This is a genomic window from Citrobacter sedlakii NBRC 105722 (assembly GCF_000759835.1).
GTDB lineage: Bacteria > Pseudomonadota > Gammaproteobacteria > Enterobacterales > Enterobacteriaceae > Citrobacter_A > Citrobacter_A sedlakii.
In genome coordinates this window covers 826,543-843,517 of sequence record NZ_BBNB01000001.1, presented here as the reverse complement: position 1 = coordinate 843,517, position 16,975 = coordinate 826,543, and the positions used below count along the sequence as shown (strand labels likewise).

The window sequence follows — 16,975 nt, the reverse complement described above, 5'->3', positions numbered from 1 at the left end:
ACAACTTGTGAGGTGAACAATGGAACAAACCTGGCGTTGGTACGGACCAAACGATCCGGTATCGCTTGATGATGTGCGTCAGGCGGGCGCAACGGGCGTTGTGACGGCATTGCACCACATTCCAAACGGTGAAGTGTGGCCGGTCGAAGAGATCAAAAAGCGTCAGGCGGTTCTGGCGGAGAAAGGGCTTACCTGGTCCGTGGTCGAAAGCATTCCGGTGCATGAAGATATCAAAACCCGTTCCGGTCAGTATCAGACCTGGATTGCTAACTACCAGCAGAGCATCCGCAATCTGGCTACCTGCGGTATCGATACCGTCTGCTACAACTTTATGCCGATCCTCGACTGGACGCGTACCGATCTGGAATACACGCTGCCGGACGGTTCAAAAGCGCTGCGTTTTGATCAGATCGCCTTTGCTGCTTTTGAGCTGCACATTCTGAAGCGTGCAGGTGCTGAAGCGGATTATACCGATGAAGAACAGCGTCAGGCGCAGGCGTATTTCAACGCCATGAGCGCGGCGGATATCGAAAAGCTGACCCGTAATATTATCGCCGGCCTGCCGGGCGCGGAGGAGGGTTATACTCTCGATCAGTTCCGCGCGCGCCTGGCGGAGTATGACGGCATCAGCAAAGACGATTTGCGTGAGAATATGGCCGTATTTCTGCGCGCGATTGTGCCGGTGGCTGAAGAAGTGGGCGTCCGTCTTGCCGTTCATCCGGACGATCCGCCGCGCCCGATCCTCGGTTTACCGCGCATCGTCTCGACCATTGAGGACATGCAATGGCTGAAGGAGACGGTGGACAGCATTCACAACGGCTTCACCATGTGTACAGGATCTTACGGCGTGCGCGCGGACAACGACCTGGTGAAAATGATCGAAACCTTTGGCGATCGTATTCACTTTACGCATCTGCGCTCCACCTGCCGTGAAGACAATCCGAAAACCTTCCACGAAGGCGCGCACCTGCAGGGCGATGTCGACATGGTTGCCGTGGTGACGGCTATTTTGCGTGAAGAGCAGCGTCGTAAACAGGCGGGAGATCTCCGCCCCATTCCAATGCGTCCCGATCACGGGCATCAGATGCTGGACGATCTGCATAAGAAAACCAATCCAGGGTACTCGGCGATTGGCCGTCTGAAAGGGCTAGCGGAAGTGCGCGGCGTTGAACTGGCGTTGAAACAGACTCAGTTCCGCGATCTGCTGTAATGACGCGTTATTGACGTAAAGAGGCCTGATGGCGCTGCGCTCATCAGGCCTACAGCGAAGAGAGCACTGGCCGGATAAAAGGTTTACACCGCCATCCGGCTACCTCTTCTGTTAATCCGCGCGTCCCATATAGCGACGTTCTTCGATATGAATGCGGATTTTCTCTCCGGCGCTCAGGTATTCCGGTACCAGAATCACCAGACCGGTACTCAGGGTCGCAGGTTTGTTACGTGCGCTGGCAGAGGCGCCTTTAATTCCTGGCGCGGTTTCCACGATCTCCAGATCCACGGTCTGCGGCAATTCAAGCGCCAACAGTTGTCCGTCCCAGAGCAGGACCTGCATGTCCGGCATGCCGCCTTCAGGAATAAACTGCAATTCCTCTTCGATTTGATCCTGGGTAAAGGTATAAGGCGTATAGTCTTCTTTATCCATGAAGACATATTCATTGCCGTCGATATAAGAGAAATCGACGCCACGGCGGTTCAGGGTCACGGTATCAACGATATCATCGCCCTTAAAGCGCTCTTCAACTTTCAGACCGGTACGGACGTCGGAGAAACGCATTTTATACAGCGTCGCCGCGCCGCGGGCGGTAGGAGACTGAATATCGATATCTTTCACAATCAGCAACTTGCCGTTGTAGTTCAGTACCATACCTTTTTTGATTTCGTTCGCTCTTGGCATCGAAAAGATCCTGTTGTGGAGATTAGCTAAATTATCGCGTCAAACTACTCGCGCCGGGGCTTTCAGGCAAGCGGAATTCGCACTTTTACTGGTGTACAAAAGGTGGTACTGTCCGGACGTCAAAAAAAGAGAGCCCGTTATGGAATGCCGTCCGGATTGCGGGGCGTGTTGCACCGCCCCCTCGATTTCCAGCCCCATCCCCGGCATGCCCAACGGCAAGCCCGCCAATACGCCGTGCGTCCAGTTGGACGCGCGCCTGCGCTGCAAAATTTTTGGTTCGCCGCAGCGTCCTAAAGTTTGTGCCGGACTGCAACCGGACGCCGAAATGTGCGGACGCAGCCGCGAACAGGCGATGACGTACCTCATCGAACTGGAAGCGATGACCGCGCCTTAAACGTCTTTGATTCGTGCCAGACAGGCCATGGTGGCAATAATCATCACCAGCGCAAACCAGAACACCGCGTGGTAATTCCAGATCTCCGCGGCAATGCCCGCCAGCGAACCGGCGATGATCCAGCCCACGCGAATGGTGTTGGTATATAAGGTGGTGGCGGAACCCGCCTGGCCCGGCATCAGATCCTGAAAATAGAGCATGCCGATACCGCCAAGAATGCCGATATAGATAGCGTTCAGCAATTGCAGACCCAACAACACCGCCGGGGAGTGGGCGACCAACATTCCCGCATAAAAGCAGAGGCCCGCCGCGACGGCGATGCACATCAGTAACCGTTTACCCAGACGTTTCGCGAAGTAGCCCGCAATCAGCATCGTTGGGATTTCCAGCCCGGCAGCGGTTCCCATCATCACGCCAGCCAGCTTCTCCGGAAGATGTAACTCGTTGATAATAAACAGCGGCATATTAATGATATACAGGCTGTTAGTTCCCCACATCAACGTACAGATCGCGAAAAGCAGCAGGGTATCGCGACGGTTGCGGCGCGGCGCTTCCAGCGCGCCGGTCGCCAGCGTGGTCTCTTTACGCATAGAGGGCAAAAAGAACCACACCATCGCGCCGCAGACCACAAACGCCACTGCGGCGCTCAGGTACATTACCGTAAAGCTGAAGCCCATCGCCAGCGCATAGGCCAGCGGCGGACCAATCACCCAGGCCAGCGATACCTGGGCGCGTAGGATCGAGCTGAACATTACGGCTTCCCGCCCGGTACGGTCGGCGTGCTCGCGGGCCAGCGCAAACATCTGCGGGTTGGCTGTCGAGCCAAAGCTGCTCAGGAACACCCCGATAAACAGCAGAACAAAGTAGTTGCGGTTCCAGGCGAATAACACGCAGGCCAGCATCCCCAGCGCGCAGCAAAAAACAATCAGCGTTTTACGATCGCCCTTTTTATCTGAACGTCCCGCCAGAAACTGGCTTACCAGTATGCCGATCACGGCGCTGCCGGTAAAAAAGAAGCCGACCATACCCGGTCGCGCATGCACTTCATCGGTGAGAAAAAGGCTCAGCGTCGGGGTCTGAAGCGCGCCGGCAATGCCGGTAAGAAAGGCGACAATAAGGAAGGCCGTAGACGTCAGGTCAAACGTTTTTGGCGCGGCGGCAGCGGGACTGTTATGCATGTTTCAGTATCAGTGATGTGACGAGACGCGGAGTTTACGCCGCTTGTCAGAAAATAAACAGGTGCCTGAATCAAATTCGACACGAAAAATCAAAATGGCATTTCATTATGCAAAGCGGGTGCTGACGCTGCTGAACCTTAAACGAAACGCGACCCGATTTGCTTCAGCAAGGCAAAAGCGATGGCGGAAAAATGTGCATTACATCTAAATTTTGCGATCAAAAATACAACTTTTCTTGCGTGCTGAAGCAGAAAGCGCAAGACTTCTTGAAACGTTTCAGCGCTGTCGTGTTTCACTCAACGAAGCCCGTTAGCGCCTTTTTTCTCATGTAAGCTGAATCGTTTCAATTCAGCAGGAGAGGAGAACCATGTTCCAGTTATCCGTTCAGGACATTCATCCGGGCGAACAGGCCGGAGATAAACAAGAGGCCATCCGCCAGGTTGCCGCCGCGTTAGTACAGGCGGGCAACGTGGCGGAAGGCTATGTTGACGGCATGCTCGCGCGCGAGCAACAGACGTCTACCTTTCTCGGCAACGGGATCGCTATTCCTCATGGCACGACCGACACGCGTGACCAGGTGCTGAAAACCGGCGTACAGGTTTTTCAGTTTCCGCAGGGCGTCACCTGGGGGGAAGGTCAGGTTGCCTATGTGGCAATCGGTATCGCCGCCAGCTCCGACGAACACCTCGGACTGCTGCGTCAGCTGACGCATGTCCTTAGTGATGATTCCGTTGCTGAACAGCTGAAATCCGCCACCACCGCAGAGGAACTGCGCGCGCTGCTGATGGGAGAAAAACAGAGCGAACAACTGAAGCTGGACAACGACACGCTGTCGCTTGATGTGGCGGCCCAATCTCTGGTTACGCTCCAGGCGCTGAACGCAGCGCGGCTGAAAGAAGCGGGCGCCGTGGATGCGGCGTTTGTCGCCAAAGCCATCAACGAACTGCCGATGAACCTGGGACAAGGCGTCTGGCTGAGCGACAGCGCGGAAGGCAACCTGCGTAGCGCCGTTGCTGTCAGCCGTGCGGCGAAGGCCTTCGATGTTGGCGGCGAAAAAGCGTCGCTGTTGGTCACCGTTGCGATGGCTGACGATCAGCCGGTGTCCGTGCTGAAGCGTCTGGGCGATCTGCTGCTCGACAATAAAGCTGACCGACTGCTGAACGCGGATGCGGCGACAGTGCTGGCCTTGCTGACCAGCGATGAGGCGTTGACTGAGGATCTGCTGAGCGCAGAGTTTGTCGTGCGCAACGAACACGGGCTGCATGCCCGTCCGGGGACCATGCTGGTCAATACGATTAAACAATTTAGCAGTGAAATTACCGTGGCAAATCTTGATGGAACCGGCAAACCGGCTAATGGACGCAGTTTGATGAAAGTGGTAGCGCTGGGCGTGAAAAAAGGACACCGTCTGCGCTTTACCGCGCAGGGGGCAGATGCTGAACAGGCGCTGAAGGCGATAGGCGATGCTATCGCTGCCGGTCTTGGGGAGGGCGCGTAATGAGCAGACGCGTTGCCACAATCACTCTTAACCCGGCTTATGATCTGGTGGGCTTCTGCCCTGAAATTGAGCGCGGCGAAGTCAATCTGGTGAAAACGACCGGCCTGCACGCGGCGGGCAAGGGCATCAACGTCGCCAAGGTGCTGAAAGACCTGGGCATTGACGTCACCGTAGGCGGTTTCCTCGGCAAAGACAACCAGGACGGTTTTCAGCAGTTGTTCAGCGAACTGGGCATTGCTAACCGTTTTCAGGTGGTGCAGGGGCGTACCCGTATCAACGTCAAGCTGACGGAAAAAGATGGCGAAGTCACCGACTTTAACTTCTCTGGTTTCGACGTGACCCCTGCCGACTGGGAGCGTTTTGTTAACGATTCCCTGAGCTGGCTCGGTCAGTTCGATATGGTTTGCGTCAGCGGAAGCCTGCCGGCCGGCGTTAGCCCGGAAGCCTTTACCGACTGGATGACCCGCCTGCGCAGCCAGTGTCCGTGCATCATCTTTGATAGTAGTCGTGAAGCGCTGGTCGCGGGCCTGAAAGCGGCGCCGTGGCTGGTTAAACCGAACCGTCGCGAACTGGAGATCTGGGCAGGCCGCAAGCTGCCAGAGATGAAAGATGTGATCGAAGCCGCCCACGCCCTGCGTGAGCAGGGCATCGCACACGTGGTGATCTCCCTCGGGGAAGAAGGCGCCCTGTGGGTGAACGCGTCGGGCGAATGGATCGCCAGACCGCCTTCGGTGGACGTTGTGAGCACCGTGGGCGCAGGCGATTCGATGGTTGGCGGCCTGATCTATGGCCTGCTGATGCGCGAATCCAGCGAGCATACGCTGCGCCTGGCGACCGCTGTCGCCGCGCTGGCGGTTAGCCAAAGCAATGTCGGCATTACCGATCGTCCTCAGTTGGCCGCAATGATGGCGCGCGTCGACTTACAACCGTTTAACTGACAGCAGGAGAGGCATAATGAAAACGCTGCTGATTATTGACGCTAACCTCGGGCAGGCTCGCGCGTATATGGCGAAAACCTTGCTTGGCGCGGCGGCACAAAAAGCACATCTGGAGATTATCGATAACCCAAACGATGCTGAGCTGGCTATCGTCCTGGGCGACCGTATCCCGGAAGACAGCGCGCTGAACGGCAAAAAAGTCTGGCTGGGCGACATTGCCCGGGCGGTGGCGCATCCTGAACTGTTCCTGAGCGAAGCGAAAGGTCACGCAAAACCCTATAGCGCGCCAACCGCAACGACGGTGGCGCCTGCAACCAGCGGGCCGAAGCGCGTGGTGGCGGTCACCGCCTGTCCGACGGGCGTCGCCCATACTTTTATGGCGGCAGAAGCAATTGAAACCGAAGCGAAAAAACGCGGCTGGTGGGTGAAGGTCGAAACCCGCGGTTCGGTTGGCGCAGGCAATGCCATCACGCCGGAAGAAGTGGCTGAAGCGGATCTGGTGATTGTTGCGGCAGATATCGAAGTGGATCTGGCGAAGTTTGCCGGTAAGCCGATGTACCGTACTTCTACCGGGCTGGCCCTGAAGAAAACGGCGCAGGAGCTGGACAAAGCGGTAGCGGAAGCGACGCCGTATCAACCAACGGCCAAAACGCAGTCGGCGGCGGCGGAAGGGAAGAAAGAGAGTGCTGGCGCTTACCGTCATCTGCTGACGGGCGTTTCCTATATGTTGCCGATGGTGGTGGCTGGCGGGCTGTGTATCGCGCTCTCCTTTGCCTTTGGTATAGAAGCGTTCAAAGTAGAAGGCACGCTGGCGGCGGCGCTAATGCAGATTGGCGGCGGCTCGGCGTTCGCGCTGATGGTGCCGGTTCTGGCGGGCTATATTGCCTTCTCGATTGCTGACCGTCCGGGTCTGACGCCGGGCCTTATCGGCGGTATGCTGGCTGTCAGCACCGGTTCCGGCTTTATCGGCGGGATTATTGCCGGTTTCCTTGCCGGGTATGTGGCGAAGGGGATCAGCACCCGGCTGAAACTGCCGCAGAGTATGGAAGCGCTGAAGCCGATCCTGATTATTCCGTTGATCTCCAGCCTGGTGGTGGGCCTGGCGATGATTTACCTCATCGGCAAACCCGTAGCCGGTATCCTGGAAGGTCTGACCCACTGGCTGCAAACCATGGGCACCGCGAATGCGGTACTGTTGGGCGCGATCCTCGGCGGGATGATGTGTACCGATATGGGGGGGCCGGTCAACAAAGCGGCATACGCGTTCGGCGTGGGTCTGCTCAGTACGCAAACCTACGCGCCAATGGCAGCGATAATGGCGGCAGGTATGGTGCCACCGCTGGCGCTGGGGCTGGCTACGCTGGTTGCGCGTCGTAAGTTTGATAAAGCGCAGCAGGAAGGCGGCAAAGCGGCGCTGGTGCTCGGCCTGTGCTTTATCACCGAAGGGGCGATTCCGTTCGCCGCGCGTGATCCCATGCGCGTTCTGCCGTGCTGTATCGTTGGCGGTGCGCTTACCGGCGCGATCTCCATGGCCGTCGGCGCGAAGCTGATGGCGCCGCACGGCGGCCTGTTTGTGCTGCTGATCCCAGGCGCTATTAGTCCGGTGTTGGGATACCTGCTGGCGATTGTCGCCGGTACGCTGGTGGCGGGGCTGGCCTATGCGTTCCTGAAACGTCCGGAAGCCGAGATCGCCGCGAAAGCGGTATAAACCGAATTTCCTCAAGGGCAGAGAGATCTCTGCCCTTTTTTTTATCTCTGTTTTGTGTTCTTCCTCTCAAGTTTTTCCTCCCTAATAAACTGTCACGATAAAAAATTGTGATTCTGTTCATATCTGTCACTTTTTGCACTTGTCAGCCCGTTTACTTTCGTCAAAAGAGGTTTACCATAAACACATGTTTGAATATGAACATGTGCTCAAATAGTTTTTACTAAGGCCAAGTCAGGCCTTACTCTCGCTATCGTAATGGTATTTTCTTACCAGAGGGCGTGCTATGCGCGAAAAGGAATACATAATCACCATTGGTTCCGCCAATATGGATGTCGCCGGATATTTGCATGCGTCATTAAATTATGCGGATTCGAATCCAGGGAAAATAAAATTCACGCCCGGCGGCGTAGGGCGCAATATCGCGCATAACCTTGCTTTATTGGGTAAGCACTCCTGGCTAATGACCGCGGTTGGCGAAGATTTTTACGGTCGCTCGCTTCTGGCGCAAACAAACCAGTCGGGTGTGCATGTTGACAAATGTTTGATCGTTCCCGGAGAAAATACGTCGAGTTATTTATCGCTGCTTGATAATACCGGTGAAATGCTGGTGGCGATAAATGACATGAGTATTACCGACCATATTTCCGCAGCGTTTCTTGCGCAGCATCGTGATTTTATCCACGGAGCGAAGGTGATTGTCGCCGACTGCAATATCAGTGAAGACGCGCTGGCGTGGCTGTTGGATAACGCCGGTGGGGTGCCGGTGTTTGTCGACCCGGTCTCGGCGTGGAAATGCGTCAAAATTCGCGACCGCCTGTCCCGTATTCATACCCTTAAACCCAATCGTCTGGAAGCCGAAACCCTGAGCGGTATTGCGCTTGCCGGACGTGATGATGTGGAAAACGTGGCCGCCTGGTTCCACGCGCGTGGGCTACATCGTCTGGTGCTGAGCATGGGTGGCGACGGGGTGTATTACAGCGAAAAACAGGGCGACAGCGGTTGGTCGCCACCGATTAAAACGCAGGTGATCAACGTCACCGGGGCAGGTGACGCCATGATGGCCGGACTTGCCGCCTGCTGGATGGAAGACATGCCATTAATGGATTCCATTCGATTTGCCCAGGGTTGTTCCGCTATGGCGCTGGCCAGTGAATATACCAATAACCCTGAATTATCCGTTGCGAACGTCAGAACTCTTGTGGAGAACACCGAATGTCTGAATTAACGATTTCCTCTGAATTATTACAAATTTCACCAGAAGTGCAGGAAGCCTTAAATAACAAAAAACCTGTTGTTGCACTGGAGTCGACAATTATTTCTCACGGTATGCCTTTTCCACAAAATGCGCAAACCGCAATTGAGGTTGAAGAAACGATTCGTAAACACGGCGCCGTGCCGGCAACGATCGCCATTATTGGCGGCGTAATGAAAGTAGGGCTGAGCAAAGACGAAATCGAATTATTAGGTCGCGAAGGACATAACGTCACAAAAGTCAGCCGTCGCGATTTACCTTTTGTGGTCGCCGCCGGAAAACATGGCGCAACGACCGTCGCCTCTACCATGATTATTGCCGCACTGGCCGGTATTCATGTTTTCGCCACCGGTGGAATTGGCGGCGTTCATCGCGGAGCTGAGCATACGTTTGATATTTCCGCCGATTTGCAGGAACTGGCGCATACCAATGTGACAGTCGTGTGCGCGGGCGCAAAATCTATTCTCGACCTCGGCTTGACCACTGAATATTTAGAAACCTTCGGCGTACCGTTAATTGGTTATCAGACTACCGCGCTACCGGCGTTTTTCTGCCGCACCAGTCCGTTTGAGGTCAGCATTCGCCTCGACAGCGCGAAAGAGATAGCCCGCGCGATGGCGGTGAAGTGGCAAGCCGGTCTGAACGGCGGTCTGGTGGTCGCTAACCCGATTCCGCACGCGTATGCGATGGCGGAAGAAAAAATCAATGCCGCCATTGACCAGGCGGTCCGGGAAGCCGAAGAGCAGGGCGTAGTGGGCAAAGAAAGCACGCCGTTCCTGCTGGCGCGCGTGGCGGAGCTGACCGGAGGCGACAGCCTGAAGTCGAATATTCAGCTGGTGTTCAATAACGCCGTTCTGGCCTGTGAGATTGCTAAAGAGTATCAGCGTCTCGCCTGATCACACACGGGCAGGATGCGGTCGCCCGAAATAACCAAAACCTGGCTTCGCGCCGGGTTTCCTGGCATGAAGGGAAATCATTATGGACGTCATGAGAAGTCTCGTGGGTATGGCGGTACTGCTGGCGATCGCATACTTACTGTCAGTGAATAAAAAACGCATCAGTTTACGCACCGTGGGCGCAGCGCTGGTTTTGCAAATCGCCATTGGCGGTATCATGCTCTATTTTCCCCCCGGGAAATGGCTGGTGGAGCAGGCCGCGCTGGGTGTGCACAAGGTCATGTCTTACAGCGACGCGGGCAGCGCATTTATCTTTGGCTCTCTGGTTGGGCCAAAAATGGATGTGCTGTTTGACGGCGCAGGGTTTATTTTCGCCTTCCGCGTGCTGCCCGCCGTTATCTTTGTCACCGCGCTGATCAGTCTGCTGTACTACATCGGCGTCATGGGCCTGCTGATCCGCATTCTGGGCGGTATTTTCCAGAAAGCGCTGAATATCAGCAAGATTGAGTCGTTTGTGGCGGTTACCACCATTTTCCTCGGGCAAAATGAGATCCCGGCGATTGTAAAGCCGTTTATCGATCGCCTTAACCGCAACGAACTGTTCACCGCAATCTGTAGCGGGATGGCCTCCATTGCCGGTTCGATGATGATTGGCTACGCCGGAATGGGCGTACCGATTGATTATCTGTTGGCGGCATCGTTAATGGCGATCCCCGGAGGGATCCTGTTCGCCCGTATTCTCAGCCCGGCAACGGAAGAATCCCGGGTTAGCTTTGAGAATCTTTCATTCACCGAGACGCCGCCCAAAAGTATTATTGAGGCCGCCGCCAGCGGCGCAATGACCGGACTGAAAATTGCCGCCGGGGTGGCGACGGTCGTGATGGCGTTTGTGGCGATAATCGCGCTGATTAACGGCATTATCGGCGGCATCAGCGGCTGGGCGGGCTTTGGTCCGGCAACGATGGAGGGCATTTTCGGCTACATTCTTGCACCGCTGGCGTGGATTATGGGCGTTGACTGGAGCGATGCGACGCTGGCCGGCAGCCTGATCGGGCAGAAGCTGGCGATCAATGAGTTTGTCGCGTATCTGAACTTCTCGCCATATTTGCAGGCCGGGAGCACGCTGGATGTGAAAACCATCGCCATTATCTCTTTCGCGCTCTGCGGGTTTGCTAACTTTGGCTCGATTGGCGTGGTTGTCGGGGCGTTTTCGGCCATTTCTCCCCAGCGCGCGCCGGAGATTGCGCAGTTAGGTATGCGGGCGCTGGCGGCGGCCACGCTCTCTAACCTGATGAGCGCGACAATCGCCGGGTTCTTTATCGGACTGGCGTAGCGAACAGAGCCGGACAGCAACGCTTCGCGTCCTGTCCGGCCAGAAAGAAGCACCGCGCCATCAGGCGCTGTGCTCTAACAAATACGCGGCGTTATCGGCAGACAGGGTAGGGTTGTTGATGCTGACGCTGGCGCGCGAAAGCGCCGCACAGGCCATAGCAAACTGCGCGCTTTCGCGGAAATTGTTGCCCTCCAGGAAGCTGTAAATCAGCCCGGCCATAAAACCGTCGTCAGCGCCGAAGCTGTCGACGACCGTGTGCGCAGGCGGTGTGAGCAGGAACTGCTCGCCGTCTTTCTGGCTGCAAAATACCGACTCATCTTCCAGACAGACGAAAATCTGCTGAACGCCCTGCTGATGCAGCGCATTAACGGCGGCAATCCGATCCGCTTCGTTGTGAACAGGGTGGCCCCACAATATTTCCAGCTCTTTTTGCGTGGGTTTCAGCGTATGAATGCGCGTGAACCAGGTTTTCACTTTTGTGGCCTTAAACTCTGACACCGTATCGATAAACACCGGAATATCGTCGGCCACCGTAAAGACCCACTCAATGGCTTCCGGGGTCAGGTTGCAATCGGCAAGCACCACGCCGGAATGGCGGATTAAGTCGCGGGAACTGTTCAGCAACTGCGGCGTCAGCTGTTGCAGGATATGGGTATCGTTTATCGCCAGCACCGTCTCTTCCTGCTGGTTGGCAATGGAGAGATAGGTGGAGGTGTTATGCCCGTGCAACCGGATACAGCTGGAAATATTCACCCCAGCCTGGCGCGTTTGCTCCAGCAACGTTTCACCGTAAAAATCACTGCCGACGGCGGAAATCAGATGCACGTCGCGCCCTAACAGCGCGAGGTTATGGGCGATATTGCGCCCCACGCCGCCCGCGGAGCACTGGATGCTGCCGGGATTCGACGCCGCCTGGGGATAATGGATATCCGCCACGCCGCGAATATCCATGTTGATCGCCCCGACCACCACACAGTACGCCTGCTCGGTGAGGATATACCCTTTGCCTTTAATCACCCCTTTTCGCATTAAATCCATGATATGCGCGGCAACGCGGGAGCGGCTGATCTGCAGGATATCCGCGATTTCATTTTGCTGAATCAGAGGATTACGGCGCAGGATTTTAAGGATCTGTTTTTCCCTGTCGTTCATGACAACGCTTCCGCCTGTTCAGTTTGCTGCGCCTTTAGCCAGGCGATCTCCTCGGCCCAGATATCCGGGTTGATGGTTTCAAGGACCAGCGGGATGCCGTCAAAGCGCGGATCCTGCATGATCCAGCGGAACGCGTCGTGACCAATGTTGCCTTCCCCTAAGCTATGATGGCGGTCAACGCGGCTGCCGAAGGCGCTTTTAGCATCGTTAAGATGCATGCCGCGCAAATAGCGAAAGCCGACGATTCGCTCAAATTCGGCGAAGGTTTTCTCGCACGCGTCTGCGGAACGTAAATCGTAGCCTGCCGCGAAAGCGTGACAGGTGTCGATGCATACCCCGACGCGTGACTTGTCTTCCACGCCATCGATAATCGCCGCGAGGTGTTCAAATTTAAACCCAAGGTTGCTGCCCTGACCGGCGGTATTTTCAATGACCGCGGTCACGCCATCGGTACGCGAGAGGGCGATGTTGATTGACTCGGCAATCTTTGCCAGACACGCCTCTTCCGCAATTTGCTGGAGATGGCTGCCCGGGTGGAAGTTCAGTAGCGACAACCCCAACTGCTCGCAGCGCTGCATTTCATCGAGAAACGCGTCGCGGGATTTTTCCAGCGCGTCGCTGACCGGGTGACCGAGATTAATCAGATAGCTGTCGTGCGGTAGAATTTGCGTGGAGGTGTAGTGGTACTTCTCGCAGGCGGCTTTGAAGTCATCAATGATTTGCGCGGTAAGCGGGGCGGCGCGCCACTGGCGCTGATTCTTGGTAAATAAAGCAAAGGCCGTCGCGTCGATTTCCGCGGCGCGAATCGCGGCATTTGCCAGGCCGCCAGCCGCGCTGACGTGCGCTCCGATGTATTTCATAAGGGACTCCTGTTAACCCGCCTACGCAACCATGATAAAACGTGAAGGACGTTGCGTATCTGATAAAGACAATCTCCAATCATAACGGGTTAACAGGGGGGGAATGTAGCAGTTTATGCAATAACGTGATGAACCAGGATGTTAATCACGCCGCCGCCTACAATCAGCCAGGCAAACAGCACCAGCGCCATCAGCAGCGGCTTCGCTCCCGCTTTTTTCAGCGCGCTCACGTGGGTGGTAAGCCCCAGCGCCGCCATCGCCATCGCCAGCAGTACCGTGTCCAGCGTGATCAACATATCGACCACCGCCTTCGGTAACAGGTGGAACGAGTTGAAAATCGCCACCACGATGAACAGAATCGCAAACCATGGAATGGTAATTTTGCTTTTTTCCGCACCGCTCGCCGGGGAAAGCTGTTTTACCCGCGCCGCCAGGAAAATCAGGAACGGCGCCAGCATCATCACGCGCAGCATTTTAGCAATCACCGCCGCGTTTTCCGCATCCGGATTAATTGCATGTCCGGCGGCAACCACCTGCGCCACTTCATGCATGGTTGACCCTATGTAAATGCCGTAGGTTTCCGGGCTGAACCAGTGCGCCAGCAGCGGATACATCGCCGGGTAGAGGAAGATCGCCAGCGTACCGAAGATCACCACCGTCGCCACCGCAACCGTCACTTTGCTCGCTTCTGCTTTAACGACAGGTTCGGTCGCCAGTACGGCCGCCGCGCCGCAGATACTGCTGCCCGCGCCAATCAACCAACTGGTATGACGGTCCAGACCAAAGACCTTCTGCCCGAGGAAGCAGGCCAGCATAAAGGTGCTGGAAAGGGTCAGAATATCGATCAGGATCCCACTTACCCCGACGTCGGCAATTTGCGCGAAGGTCAGGCGAAAGCCGTAAAGAATGATCCCCAGACGTAACAGATGCTGCTTGGCAAACAGCACGCCGCCGTCACAACTTTTCCAGATGTGCGGGTATACGGTGTTACCTATCACCATGCCCAACAGAATAGCTAAGGTGAGGGCGCTGAACCCGGCCCCCGCTACGGCGGGAATGGAACCACCCCACAGGGCCACCCCGGTAATCACTGCACTCAGGGCGAGCCCCGGAATAAAATGCCACACAGTACGACGATGATTCGTTAAGGTGAGTTCTGTCATAACCTTCTCCTTTATCTGGGCAAAAGATTACGGCGATCTGGTTTAAAAATAAAATTGATTATATATTTATAATTAATCTTTATAAGTGGTAAGCGACCATGCACATCACCCTGCGACAACTGGAAGTATTCACCGAAGTTTTAAAAAGCGGCTCGACAACCCAGGCATCGGTGATGCTGGCGCTGTCGCAATCGGCGGTCAGCGCGGCGCTCACCGACCTGGAAGGACAGCTTGGCGTTCAGCTATTTGACCGGGTGGGAAAGCGGCTGGTGGTGAACGAACACGGGCGATTGTTGTACCCACGGGCGCTGGCGCTGCTGGAGCAGGCCTCGGAAATTGAACAACTGTTTCGCGAAGATAACGGCGCTCTTCGGGTCTATGCGAGCAGCACCATTGGTAACTATATTCTTCCTGCGGTCATTGCCCGTTATCGTCATGACTTCCCGGATTTACCGCTGGAGCTGAGCGTGGGTAACAGTCAGGATGTGATCACCGCGGTGCTCGATTTTCGCGTCGATATCGGCCTGATCGAAGGGCCATGTCACAGTACGGAAATCATTTCGGAGCCGTGGCTTGAGGATGAGCTGGTGGTGTTTGCCGCGCCCTCTTCGCCGCTGGCGCAAAAACCGGTGACGCTGGAGCAGCTTGCCGCCGCCCCTTGGATCTTGCGCGAACGGGGTTCCGGCACACGGGAAATCGTGGACTACCTGCTGTTGTCGCATTTACCCAAATTTGAAATGGCGATGGAGCTGGGAAATTCGGAAGCCATTAAGCACGCCGTACGCCACGGACTGGGCATCAGTTGCCTGTCGCGGCGGGTGATTGAAGAACAGTTGCATGCCGGTACGCTGAGCGAAGTAGCGGTACCGCTGCCGCGGCTGGTGCGTACCCTGTGGCGCATTCACCATCGCCAGAAACACCTGTCAAACGCGCTGCTGCGCTTTTTACGCTACTGCGAATAACTTCCGCAAGCGGGAGGCGGTCTCTCCTCTATCCGGCATCCTCTTCGCGTCCTTAGAGAACCAGGACGCGAAATCGTCCTGTCCGGCCTACACTTTAGTGCTTTACTTATAATCCGCGGCCAGTCATGAAGGTCTCTTATAACTGCGCATTTGTGCCGGAAGGATGGCGTTTCGTCTGCTACAATCGCGCCTCATTTTTTGGATGGACAGCATTTTCACATGGTTTCCAAAACTAAAACCACAGAAGCGCCCGCGCTACGTCGCGAACTGAAGGCGCGCCACCTGACGATGATCGCCATCGGCGGCTCTATCGGTACGGGGCTTTTCGTTGCATCTGGCGCAACCATTTCAGCAGCGGGTCCAGGCGGCGCGCTGTTTTCCTATATCCTGATTGGCCTGATGGTCTACTTCCTGATGACCAGTCTTGGCGAACTGGCGGCGTATATGCCGGTTTCAGGTTCGTTTGCCACCTATGGCCAGAACTATGTTGAAGAAGGCTTTGGCTTTGCGCTGGGCTGGAACTACTGGTACAACTGGGCGGTGACGATCGCTGTTGACCTGGTCGCCGCGCAACTGGTGATGAGCTGGTGGTTCCCCGACACGCCCGGCTGGATCTGGAGCGCGCTGTTCCTTGGGGTGATTTTCCTGTTGAACTACATCTCGGTACGCGGGTTTGGTGAAGCGGAATACTGGTTCTCGCTGATCAAAGTGGCGACGGTAATCATCTTTATCATCGTGGGCATCATGATGATTGTCGGTATTTTCAAAGGCACGCAGCCGGTGGGCTGGAGCAACTGGACAACCGGCGATGCGCCGTTTGCGGGCGGCTTTGCGGCGATGATCGGCGTGGCGATGATTGTCGGCTTCTCCTTCCAGGGGACTGAGCTTATCGGTATCGCCGCCGGTGAGTCTGAAGATCCGGAAAAAAACATTCCGCGCGCGGTACGTCAGGTGTTCTGGCGAATCCTGTTGTTCTACGTCTTCGCTATCCTGATTATCAGCCTGATCATTCCGTATACCGATCCGAGCCTGCTGCGTAACGATGTGAAAGACATCAGCGTCAGTCCGTTCACGCTGGTGTTCCAGCATGCGGGTCTGCTTTCGGCGGCGGCGGTAATGAATGCGGTGATCCTGACGGCGGTACTGTCGGCGGGTAACTCCGGGATGTATGCGTCAACCCGTATGCTTTACACCCTGGCCTGCGACGGTAAAGCGCCGCGTATTTTCGCGAAGCTGTCCCGCGGCGGGGTACCGCGTAACGCGCTGTATGCCACCACCGTGATTGCCGGTCTGTGCTTCCTGACCTCCATGTTCGGAAACCAGACGGTCTATTTGTGGTTGCTCAACACCTCGGGGATGACCGGTTTTATCGCCTGGCTGGGGATTGCGATCAGCCATTATCGCTTCCGTCGCGGCTATGTTATGCAGGGCAACGATATTAACGACCTGCCGTATCGTTCAGGCTTCTTCCCGCTGGGACCCATCTTCGCTTTTGTGCTGTGCCTGATCATTACGCTCGGCCAGAACTACGAAGCATTCCTGAAAGACACCATTGACTGGGGCGGCGTCGCGGCAACCTACATTGGTATCCCGCTGTTCCTGATTATCTGGTTTGGCTACAAGCTGGTAAAAGGCTCTCGTTTTGTTCGCTACAGCGAAATGCAGTTCCCCGAACGCCTGAAGAAACCGCGCTAAGCGCTTACCTGTAGGCCGGAAAAGACTATTGCATCGCCTTCCGGCAAACAAA

At 56.0% G+C, this 16,975-nt stretch carries 15 protein-coding genes; 10 read left to right on the top strand and 5 right to left on the bottom strand.

What is annotated here, in order from left to right; all coding sequences use genetic code 11:
• Positions 1-19: 19 nt before the first annotated feature.
• A complete protein-coding gene (gene uxuA, locus CSE01S_RS04090) occupies positions 20-1,210 on the top strand; it encodes a mannonate dehydratase (protein WP_042284545.1) in 1,191 nt (396 codons plus the stop codon).
• Positions 1,211-1,321: 111 nt separating this feature from the next.
• Here uxuA and yeiP read toward each other — a convergent pair whose 3' ends face one another.
• Positions 1,322-1,894, bottom strand: coding sequence for an elongation factor P-like protein YeiP (gene yeiP, locus CSE01S_RS04085; protein WP_042284542.1), 573 nt, complete (start codon positions 1,892-1,894; stop codon positions 1,322-1,324).
• Positions 1,895-2,033: 139 nt separating this feature from the next.
• Here yeiP and CSE01S_RS04080 point away from each other — a divergent pair, with 139 nt between their 5' ends.
• A complete protein-coding gene (locus tag CSE01S_RS04080) occupies positions 2,034-2,288 on the top strand; it encodes a YkgJ family cysteine cluster protein (RefSeq protein WP_042284539.1) in 255 nt (84 codons plus the stop codon).
• On the opposite strand, the gene setB is transcribed toward CSE01S_RS04080, so the two are convergent.
• Positions 2,285-3,466 carry a sugar efflux transporter SetB gene (setB, locus tag CSE01S_RS04075; protein WP_042284537.1) on the bottom strand — a complete coding sequence of 394 codons (1,182 nt, stop codon included), beginning with the start codon at positions 3,464-3,466 and terminating at the stop codon, positions 2,285-2,287. The genes CSE01S_RS04080 and setB overlap by 4 nt on opposite strands.
• A 367-nt stretch (positions 3,467-3,833) precedes the next feature.
• Between setB and fruB the strand changes: the two genes are divergently transcribed.
• From fruB to CSE01S_RS04045, 6 genes are all read left to right on the top strand, one after another.
• Positions 3,834-4,964, top strand: coding sequence for a fused PTS fructose transporter subunit IIA/HPr protein (gene fruB, locus CSE01S_RS04070; protein ID WP_042284534.1), 1,131 nt, complete (start codon positions 3,834-3,836; stop codon positions 4,962-4,964).
• A complete protein-coding gene (gene fruK / locus CSE01S_RS04065) occupies positions 4,964-5,902 on the top strand; it encodes a 1-phosphofructokinase (protein WP_042284532.1) in 939 nt (312 codons plus the stop codon). Before fruB ends, fruK begins: the two co-directional genes overlap by 1 nt.
• Positions 5,903-5,918: 16 nt before the next feature.
• A complete protein-coding gene (gene fruA, locus CSE01S_RS04060) occupies positions 5,919-7,610 on the top strand; it encodes a PTS fructose transporter subunit IIBC (protein ID WP_042284531.1) in 1,692 nt (563 codons plus the stop codon).
• A gap of 283 nt (positions 7,611-7,893) precedes the next feature.
• The gene (locus CSE01S_RS04055; protein WP_042284529.1) at positions 7,894-8,835 is read left to right on the top strand and encodes a pseudouridine kinase; all 942 of its coding nucleotides are present in this window, start codon (positions 7,894-7,896) and stop codon (positions 8,833-8,835) included.
• Entirely contained in the window at positions 8,823-9,758 is a 936-nt protein-coding gene (locus CSE01S_RS04050) for a pseudouridine-5'-phosphate glycosidase (RefSeq protein ID WP_042284527.1), read from the top strand. Before CSE01S_RS04055 ends, CSE01S_RS04050 begins: the two co-directional genes overlap by 13 nt.
• An 82-nt stretch (positions 9,759-9,840) precedes the next feature.
• On the top strand, positions 9,841-11,091 hold the full coding sequence (locus CSE01S_RS04045; protein ID WP_042284526.1) for a NupC/NupG family nucleoside CNT transporter: 1,251 nt from the start codon (positions 9,841-9,843) through the stop codon (positions 11,089-11,091).
• Positions 11,092-11,151: 60 nt separating this feature from the next.
• Here the strand turns inward: CSE01S_RS04045 and CSE01S_RS04040 are convergent, their stop codons facing one another.
• The 3 genes from CSE01S_RS04040 to CSE01S_RS04030 form a co-directional block, all read right to left on the bottom strand.
• On the bottom strand, positions 11,152-12,243 hold the full coding sequence (locus CSE01S_RS04040; protein ID WP_042284525.1) for a sugar kinase: 1,092 nt from the start codon (positions 12,241-12,243) through the stop codon (positions 11,152-11,154).
• Positions 12,240-13,103 carry a deoxyribonuclease IV gene (gene nfo, locus CSE01S_RS04035; protein WP_042284522.1) on the bottom strand — a complete coding sequence of 288 codons (864 nt, stop codon included), beginning with the start codon at positions 13,101-13,103 and terminating at the stop codon, positions 12,240-12,242. The genes CSE01S_RS04040 and nfo overlap by 4 nt, the downstream gene beginning before the upstream one ends.
• A gap of 113 nt (positions 13,104-13,216) precedes the next feature.
• Positions 13,217-14,266, bottom strand: coding sequence for a YeiH family protein (locus CSE01S_RS04030; protein WP_042284519.1), 1,050 nt, complete (start codon positions 14,264-14,266; stop codon positions 13,217-13,219).
• A gap of 98 nt (positions 14,267-14,364) precedes the next feature.
• On the opposite strand from CSE01S_RS04030, the gene yieE reads away from it, so the two are divergent.
• Positions 14,365-15,228 (top strand): DNA-binding transcriptional regulator YeiE, encoded by an 864-nt coding sequence (gene yieE / locus CSE01S_RS04025; RefSeq protein ID WP_042284517.1) that lies wholly within the window; start codon positions 14,365-14,367, stop codon positions 15,226-15,228.
• A 219-nt stretch (positions 15,229-15,447) separates the two neighbouring features.
• On the top strand, positions 15,448-16,923 hold the full coding sequence (gene lysP, locus CSE01S_RS04020) for a lysine-specific permease (protein WP_042284515.1): 1,476 nt from the start codon (positions 15,448-15,450) through the stop codon (positions 16,921-16,923).
• The last annotated feature ends 52 nt before the right edge of the window (positions 16,924-16,975 follow it).

Excerpts from the sequence above, each read along its gene's own strand:
- uxuA (WP_042284545.1), top strand. The coding sequence starts at position 20 with ATGGAACAAACCTGGCGTTGGTACGGACCAAACGATCCGGTATCGCTT.
- yeiP (WP_042284542.1), bottom strand. The coding sequence starts at position 1,894 with ATGCCAAGAGCGAACGAAATCAAAAAAGGTATGGTACTGAACTACAAC.
- CSE01S_RS04080 (WP_042284539.1), top strand. The coding sequence starts at position 2,034 with ATGGAATGCCGTCCGGATTGCGGGGCGTGTTGCACCGCCCCCTCGATT.
- setB (WP_042284537.1), bottom strand. The coding sequence starts at position 3,466 with ATGCATAACAGTCCCGCTGCCGCCGCGCCAAAAACGTTTGACCTGACG.
- fruB (WP_042284534.1), top strand. The coding sequence starts at position 3,834 with ATGTTCCAGTTATCCGTTCAGGACATTCATCCGGGCGAACAGGCCGGA.
- fruK (WP_042284532.1), top strand. The coding sequence starts at position 4,964 with ATGAGCAGACGCGTTGCCACAATCACTCTTAACCCGGCTTATGATCTG.
- fruA (WP_042284531.1), top strand. The coding sequence starts at position 5,919 with ATGAAAACGCTGCTGATTATTGACGCTAACCTCGGGCAGGCTCGCGCG.
- CSE01S_RS04055 (WP_042284529.1), top strand. The coding sequence starts at position 7,894 with ATGCGCGAAAAGGAATACATAATCACCATTGGTTCCGCCAATATGGAT.
- CSE01S_RS04050 (WP_042284527.1), top strand. The coding sequence starts at position 8,823 with ATGTCTGAATTAACGATTTCCTCTGAATTATTACAAATTTCACCAGAA.
- CSE01S_RS04045 (WP_042284526.1), top strand. The coding sequence starts at position 9,841 with ATGGACGTCATGAGAAGTCTCGTGGGTATGGCGGTACTGCTGGCGATC.
- CSE01S_RS04040 (WP_042284525.1), bottom strand. The coding sequence starts at position 12,243 with ATGAACGACAGGGAAAAACAGATCCTTAAAATCCTGCGCCGTAATCCT.
- nfo (WP_042284522.1), bottom strand. The coding sequence starts at position 13,103 with ATGAAATACATCGGAGCGCACGTCAGCGCGGCTGGCGGCCTGGCAAAT.
- CSE01S_RS04030 (WP_042284519.1), bottom strand. The coding sequence starts at position 14,266 with ATGACAGAACTCACCTTAACGAATCATCGTCGTACTGTGTGGCATTTT.
- yieE (WP_042284517.1), top strand. The coding sequence starts at position 14,365 with ATGCACATCACCCTGCGACAACTGGAAGTATTCACCGAAGTTTTAAAA.
- lysP (WP_042284515.1), top strand. The coding sequence starts at position 15,448 with ATGGTTTCCAAAACTAAAACCACAGAAGCGCCCGCGCTACGTCGCGAA.